This window comes from Nemorincola caseinilytica (assembly GCF_039540515.1).
Lineage (GTDB): Bacteria > Bacteroidota > Bacteroidia > Chitinophagales > Chitinophagaceae > Nemorincola > Nemorincola caseinilytica.
Genome location: NZ_BAABFA010000009.1, coordinates 172540 through 178776, shown reverse-complemented (window position 1 = coordinate 178776; position 6237 = coordinate 172540). Strand labels below are relative to the sequence as shown.

The 6237-nt window shown below is 53.0% G+C and carries 8 protein-coding genes; 4 read left to right on the top strand and 4 right to left on the bottom strand.

Annotated elements, in window-relative coordinates:
• Positions 1-132: 132 nt before the first annotated feature.
• Complete coding sequence (locus ABD843_RS07330) at positions 133-585, top strand: DinB family protein (protein ID WP_345080796.1); 453 nt, start codon at positions 133-135, stop codon at positions 583-585.
• 16 nt (positions 586-601) lie between these two features.
• Here the strand turns inward: ABD843_RS07330 and ABD843_RS07325 are convergent, their stop codons facing one another.
• The 4 genes from ABD843_RS07325 to ABD843_RS07310 all read right to left on the bottom strand — a co-directional run bounded on the left by ABD843_RS07325 (position 602) and on the right by ABD843_RS07310 (position 4236).
• Complete coding sequence (locus tag ABD843_RS07325) at positions 602-1264, bottom strand: hypothetical protein (protein ID WP_345080793.1); 663 nt, start codon at positions 1262-1264, stop codon at positions 602-604.
• 33 nt (positions 1265-1297) lie between these two features.
• Positions 1298-1987, bottom strand: a complete 690-nt coding sequence (locus ABD843_RS07320; protein ID WP_345080790.1) for a hypothetical protein — start codon at positions 1985-1987, stop codon at positions 1298-1300.
• A 9-nt stretch (positions 1988-1996) separates the two neighbouring features.
• Positions 1997-3157: a 3-hydroxyacyl-CoA dehydrogenase NAD-binding domain-containing protein gene (locus ABD843_RS07315; protein WP_345080787.1), complete on the bottom strand. Its 1161-nt coding sequence runs from the start codon at positions 3155-3157 to the stop codon at positions 1997-1999.
• A 71-nt stretch (positions 3158-3228) separates the two neighbouring features.
• Complete coding sequence (locus ABD843_RS07310; protein WP_345080784.1) at positions 3229-4236, bottom strand: fumarylacetoacetate hydrolase family protein; 1008 nt, start codon at positions 4234-4236, stop codon at positions 3229-3231.
• Positions 4237-4338: 102 nt separating this feature from the next.
• Here ABD843_RS07310 and ABD843_RS07305 point away from each other — a divergent pair, with 102 nt between their 5' ends.
• The 3 genes from ABD843_RS07305 to ABD843_RS07295 all read left to right on the top strand — a co-directional run bounded on the left by ABD843_RS07305 (position 4339) and on the right by ABD843_RS07295 (position 6236).
• A complete protein-coding gene (locus tag ABD843_RS07305) occupies positions 4339-4980 on the top strand; it encodes a carbonic anhydrase (protein ID WP_345080781.1) in 642 nt (213 codons plus the stop codon).
• 10 nt (positions 4981-4990) lie between these two features.
• Positions 4991-5152, top strand: coding sequence for a hypothetical protein (locus tag ABD843_RS07300; protein WP_345080778.1), 162 nt, complete (start codon positions 4991-4993; stop codon positions 5150-5152).
• A gap of 100 nt (positions 5153-5252) precedes the next feature.
• Complete coding sequence (locus tag ABD843_RS07295; protein ID WP_345080775.1) at positions 5253-6236, top strand: c-type cytochrome; 984 nt, start codon at positions 5253-5255, stop codon at positions 6234-6236.
• Position 6237: the final 1 nt, after the last annotated feature.

Sequence of the window (6237 nt, the reverse complement as noted above, 5' to 3'; positions counted from 1 at the left end):
TGACGGGGTATAAGATCACCAAACTAAAATTCGCTCTAGACCTCGAAGAGGAATTAATAAAAGAAATAGTACTCCTGTGTGGAGGGGATCCAACAAAGATGAATAAATCACCATAACGACTTTCGAACACTTATGGATGGCGACCTGGCTACTGTGATGTGGCAGGAGACAGATGCGGCACTGCAACTGTTCCACGATATTCCTGAGGAGATGCACAACTACCGCTATGCCCCCGGCAAGTGGAGCATAAAGGATATACTGGTGCACATAATAGATACCGAGCGGGTGATGAGCTACCGCGCCCTGGCGGCCGCACGCGGCGACAGCCATACCGTGCTGGGCCTGATGGACGAGAACCTGTATGCCGCCGGTGTGGACAATACCGGCCGGCCGATGGAAGATATAATAGAGGAGTTCGCGGCGGTACGGGGTGCCACAGAGCTGATGCTCATGAGCTTTGCAAAAGACAAATGGCTGCAGGCCAGCAATGTGGACGGCCGTATGACCACCGCACGCGCATGGGCATACATAATGCTGGGGCATGTGCGCCACCATATGAACGTGGTACAGGAACGCTACCTGTGACCCTTTTTCTGCAGACCTAATATTCTACGAACACCTGCGGGTACTTGTGCATGATGCCTACCTGGAAGCATACATAGGGTGTGCTAAGGGCATATGGGCCCTTGCTGAGGCTGCCCGGCATAAAGCCTACCTCCTGCGATAACATGATGTTCCAGAAACGGAGCGTGGGAATGCGCTCTGCGAGACCGAACCCGAAGCGCGCCTTAGTGCCGGGCAGGTTGTAGGATGTATTGACCGCAAGGGTATCGGCGCCATATGGTGTGCCGCCGGGCGTTGTCCAGATGGGAGAGTGGGTATAGGAGAGCTCTCTGCCGCCCACGCGCACACCCAGGCCAAAGGTGGCGAAGACATGGAAGTAGCTGCGGTAATTGATGGCATAATCGACCTTGGGCGAAAGGAAGATGTAGCTGGAACGTTGTTCCATACTCAGCACATTGCCATAGTGGGCAGCGCCGGAGCCTACATCGGTCTTGAACGAATAGCGCTGGAAGAAGAGCGAGCCCCCGGCATAGAAATGGTACATGACCTTGTGCAGGTAATAGGCCTCTACAGCAGGTGTGAGGCGCGATGCATAGCCGGGCGTATAGCCCATGCCCGCCTGCGCACCATACATACCGCCCTGCCCCGAGGCAGATATACATACACAGCAAAGCAGCGCTATAAGTATACGATGTTTCATAGGCCGTGTATCATTTGGTACTATGCAGGTAGCTTATCGGTTGCGGGTGCGGGATATACCTATGCGCAGCGATATGTATGTGGGGTTGAGCTTGGAGGGGCTGTAGGGTGTACGCGACACATCTACCGAAGGATTGCCGGTCTCGGTGAGGCTGCCGGGCAGAAAGCCGAAGTCGCCTGTGAAGGTGAATCGCCAGTTGTTGCCCATGTATAAGTACTGGGTGATACCCATACCTACACGCAGCACCATGCTTTTGATATTGGCCGACTGATCGAGCGTAGTATCGGAGCGCACTATGCCGTTGGGGGTAGATATGGAGCTCCAGCGGCGCAGCGAGTCGTAGCCGCCCATATTCATACCTATACCGGCATTTACATAGATGTGTGTATTGCGGTAGCGGCCTGCACAGTACCTGAATTTTGGGGAAAGAAAGAGGTAGGCGCTATTGTGGCGCAGTATCTCGCCTGCAAAACCGGTGGCCCTTTTGGCGCCGTTGGCTTCGTTGTCGTAAAGTAGGGAGAACTGCTGATAGGCTACTTCCATTCCTAAGAAAGACCAGACATTGAGGCCTTTCGCGTAATCAATACCACCTGACAATGCTACATCGTAATTGCTGGTAGTAGCTATGCCACCACCTGCAAAAACGCCTATTATCGAATTCTTCTGGGAGTATCCCGTGACAGCGGAAAAAGATAATAAAAGAGCCAGGAGAATTGGTTTCATCACCGAAAATTAAACAAATTTTTTATTTCCCATAGCCTGTTTTCTCAATAATGCACTCGCACGGTACCGGTCCTCATGATATTCGTTGTACAACGCATCGAGCAGCGACAGGCATTTTTCGCTGCCCCATTCATCGCACCACGCCAATAGCCCTTTAGGGTAGTTCACACCCCGGGTCATAGCGGTCTCCAGGTCGGTGGCAGAGGCCACTCCCAGATGCAGCGCATCCACAGCTTCGTTGATGAGCATGGCTATAATGCGCTCTGCTATCATCTTTGCTTTTTCCTCATTCGTATCGGCCGTCGGCATTTCTGCCCCGGCAGTATGATCGTAGAAACCCCTGCCTGTCTTCTTGCCCAGCCAGCCTGCCTCTAGCAGCCTTTTCTGGGAGAAGGACGGTTTGTAGCGGGGGTCGAAGTAGAAGGACTGGAAGACGGTCTCGGTGACCACATAATTCACGTCATGCCCTATATGGTCCATAAGGGTGAATGGCCCCATACGGAAACCTCCGTATGTGGTCATTGCATGATCTATGGTGGCCATATCGGCCAGTCCTTCTTCGTATATGCGAATGGCTTCGCCATAGAATGGCCTTGCCACACGGTTCACTATAAAGCCGGGGGTGTCTTTGGCCACTACCGGTGTTTTGCCCCATGTTCTCATAAGGGCGGTGGCCTGTAGTACCAGTTCCGGGTCTGTCTGCAGGGCGGGTATCACCTCTACCAGCGCCATAAGCGGCGCAGGATTGAAGAAATGCAGCCCTATGACGCGCGATGGCACGGTGCAGGCCGCGGCTATAGAGGTGATGGACAGCGATGAAGTATTGCTGGCCAGTACGCAGGCCTTGTCTACCACGCTCTCTACCTTGGCCATAACGGCCTGTTTTATGTCCAGCTTCTCTACTATGGCCTCTATTACCAGGCCGCAATCGGCAAAAGCGTTCACCCGCTCTGCGAATGTCATCCTGTCCAGGATGGCCTTTGCAGATGGTATCTTTCCTTTTTCTTCCAGCTTGGCGAGGGTAGCGGTGAGGTTGTTCTTTGCTTTTTCCAGCGCGGTGGGGTTGCTGTCGTATAGCACCACCTTATGACCGGCCGCCGCAGCTACCTGCGCTATGCCGGCCCCCATTGCTCCGGAGCCTATTACACCTACTATCGTACTTGCTGTCATCTATCTTTCCAGGTCGACCAAATTAGTTGTTGTGTGCTTTTTCAGAGGCGCAAAAATGCCCTTCAGGGCCACTAGCCCATTTTCTTCAGCCCCAAGATACTCAGATCTGTCTTATCTGCAACTATTGTATTGCTTAAATGTCCTAAATGGGCTATATCCATCTCTACCACGTCGCCTGCCTGCAGCCATTGTTCCTTGTAATTGGGATCCGTCAGTTTGCCGGTACCGTTCAGCTCCAGGAAACAGCCTGTACCTACAGTGCCGCTGCCTATCACATCGCCGGGCAGTATATCTACGCCATAGGCGCAGCGCTCTACTATTTCGGCAAATGTCCAGTCCATATCGCCCACATTACCCTCGCTTACCTGCACGCCGTTCACGGTACAGGTCATCTTCAGGGCGTAATTGTTGCCGGTATGGCCGGGCTTGGCGGGTATCTTGTAAGGCTCCAGCTCATCGGGGGTCACCAGTATGGGCCCTATGACGGTGCTGAAATCCTTGCCCTTGGCGGGCCCCAGGTTCAGCAACATCTCTTCCATCTGCAGGGTGCGGGCGCTCATGTCGTTCATTATCATGTAGCCGCCTATATAGCTATCGGCTTCGGCAGCGGTGATGTTCCTGCCCTTTTTGCATATGACTATGGCCGCCTCCAGCTCGAAATCGAGCTTTTTGAAATGGTCGGGCATACACAGTATGTCGCCGGGGCCCTGTATGGCATTGTGATTAGTGAAGTAGAAAATAGGGTATTGGTCGAACTCGGCTATCATATCCACCTTTCGGTTGCGCCTTGCGGCCGCCACATGCTGGCGAAAGGCGTAGCCATCCCTGCAGGATGTGGGGCGCGGCACGGGGGCCAGCACATTCATACCTGTATAAGGAATGCCTTCGGCAGTGGTATTGCCCTGGGCTATCGCGGTAGCCGTGGCCTTCATTGCATCTATCCTGGCCTCCCAGTTCTGCAGCAGTTCGCTCATGGTAGCGGGCAGGCTGCTGTCGGCCGCGGTAGTGGCATATATATTGCCATTCACCAGGAAGCCCAGCTGCTCGCGTCCATTATCCGAATATGTGACCAGTTTCATTATTACCTTATTTTATTATTAAGGGTGTAAAAATAACCGTTATCGCCTGTTTTTGAAATCTTTATTCCATTCATTATGTAATATTGTCTGAAAGTTGCACTTATGACCACCTACGAGGAACTTTTTGAGAACAACCGCCGATGGGTAGCATCGATGATGGCAAAGGACAAGCATTTCTTCGAGCGCCTGTCCGGGCAGCAGTCGCCGGAGTTCCTGTACATAGGCTGCTCTGACAGCCGCATACCTGCCAACGAGATAATGGGGCTGGAGCCGGGAGAGGTATTCGTACACAGGAACATAGCCAATGTAGTGGCCAGTGTGGACCTGAATGCGATGTCGGTGGTGAACTATGCGGTAGCGCAGTTGCATGTGAAACACATAATAGTATGCGGCCACTACAACTGCGGCGGGGTAAAGGCTGCGATGCAACCCAAAGACATGGGCATACTGAACCCATGGCTGCGCAACATACGCGATGTGTACCGCCTGCACCAGGCCGAGCTGGATGGCATACAGGACGAACACAAGCGCTACGACCGCCTGGCCGAGCTGAACGTGCAGGAGCAGTGCATAAACGTGATAAAGATGGCCGTGGTGCAGAAGAGCTATATGAAGAACAGATACCCCGTGGTACACGGCTGGGTCTTTGACCTGGAGACGGGGCATATAAAGGACCTGGCGATAGACTTTGACGCAGTGCTGAAGAACATACAGAAGATATACGACCTCACCGGCGAAGAATAACACCGCCCATATGGAACAGGAAATAGGGAAACAGATAAAAGAACTGGGTAAGGTACGCGTGCAGAACAAGGCCGTATCTTCTATTATGCACTATGCAGGCTACCTGTTCCTGCTGGCCATTGCCGGCATCATCATCTACATGATAGGCGGGCTATATTTTTTGCTCCGATAGTTTAAAAATATAAATGTCTCATTATCTTGTGACATTGTTATGACACGATGTGTCGTAGCGATGTCACTTTTTATTTCGGGTCATTCACAAAAAAGCTGTTATGAAAAAGGTATTGAAAGTAATAGGTATCCTGCTGCTGGTGGTAATAGTAGGCGTAGGTACGCTGATAACCTATGCGCTGGTGGCCCTGCCCAATGTAGGCAAGGCCCCCGACCTGAAAGTAGAGACAACACCCGAAAAGGTGCAGCGTGGCGAATACCTGGCCTATGCCGTATGCGGCTGTATGGACTGCCACTCTACCCGCGACTGGACCAAATACTCTGGCCCGCTGGTGCCGGGTACTGTGGGCAAGGGTGGTGAGACCTTTGATAAGAAGCTGGGTTTCCCCGGCACCTACTACTCGCGCAACATAACGCCCTATGGTATAAGCCGCTACAGCGATGGCGAGCTGTACCGCGTGATAACCACGGGAGTAACGAAGGAAGGCAGGGCCATGTTCCCCGTGATGCCCTACACACACTATGCGAAGATGGACCCCGAGGACATACACTGCATAATAGCCTACCTGCGCACACTGCCCAGTATAGAGAACAAAGTGGCAGAGTCGCACTCGGACTTTCCGATGAACATCATCATCAATACCATACCGGCCAAGGCCGTACCGGGCAAGCGCCCAAGCCCGGCAGATAAGCTGGCATATGGCGCCTACCTGGTGAATGCCAGCGGCTGCAACGAATGCCATACCCGCGAGAAACGCGGACAGATAATAAAAGAGCTGGAATACAGCGGTGGCAGGGAGTTCCGTTTCCACGACGGATCGATACTGCGCTCATCGAACATAACGCCTGATGTGAACACGGGCATAGGCAGCTGGACAGAGGATGTGTTCATCAACCGCTTCAGGGCATTTGCCGATAGCGGCTATGTGGCGCCGGGTGTGCCCATGGGCTCGTTCAACACTATAATGCCATGGACCATGTATGGCAAAATGAGCCGCGAAGACCTGGCGGCCATATATGCCTACCTGCGCAGCATACCACCGCAGGTGAACAATGTGACCAAGTTCGTGCCGGCAACGAAGTAGG

Bases quoted from the DNA above. Each gene is read 5' to 3' on its own strand.
- ABD843_RS07330 (WP_345080796.1), top strand. From the start codon at position 133: ATGGATGGCGACCTGGCTACTGTGATGTGGCAGGAGACAGATGCGGCA.
- ABD843_RS07325 (WP_345080793.1), bottom strand. From the start codon at position 1,264: ATGAAACATCGTATACTTATAGCGCTGCTTTGCTGTGTATGTATATCT.
- ABD843_RS07320 (WP_345080790.1), bottom strand. From the start codon at position 1,987: ATGAAACCAATTCTCCTGGCTCTTTTATTATCTTTTTCCGCTGTCACG.
- ABD843_RS07315 (WP_345080787.1), bottom strand. From the start codon at position 3,157: ATGACAGCAAGTACGATAGTAGGTGTAATAGGCTCCGGAGCAATGGGG.
- ABD843_RS07310 (WP_345080784.1), bottom strand. From the start codon at position 4,236: ATGAAACTGGTCACATATTCGGATAATGGACGCGAGCAGCTGGGCTTC.
- ABD843_RS07305 (WP_345080781.1), top strand. From the start codon at position 4,339: ATGACCACCTACGAGGAACTTTTTGAGAACAACCGCCGATGGGTAGCA.
- ABD843_RS07300 (WP_345080778.1), top strand. From the start codon at position 4,991: ATGGAACAGGAAATAGGGAAACAGATAAAAGAACTGGGTAAGGTACGC.
- ABD843_RS07295 (WP_345080775.1), top strand. From the start codon at position 5,253: ATGAAAAAGGTATTGAAAGTAATAGGTATCCTGCTGCTGGTGGTAATA.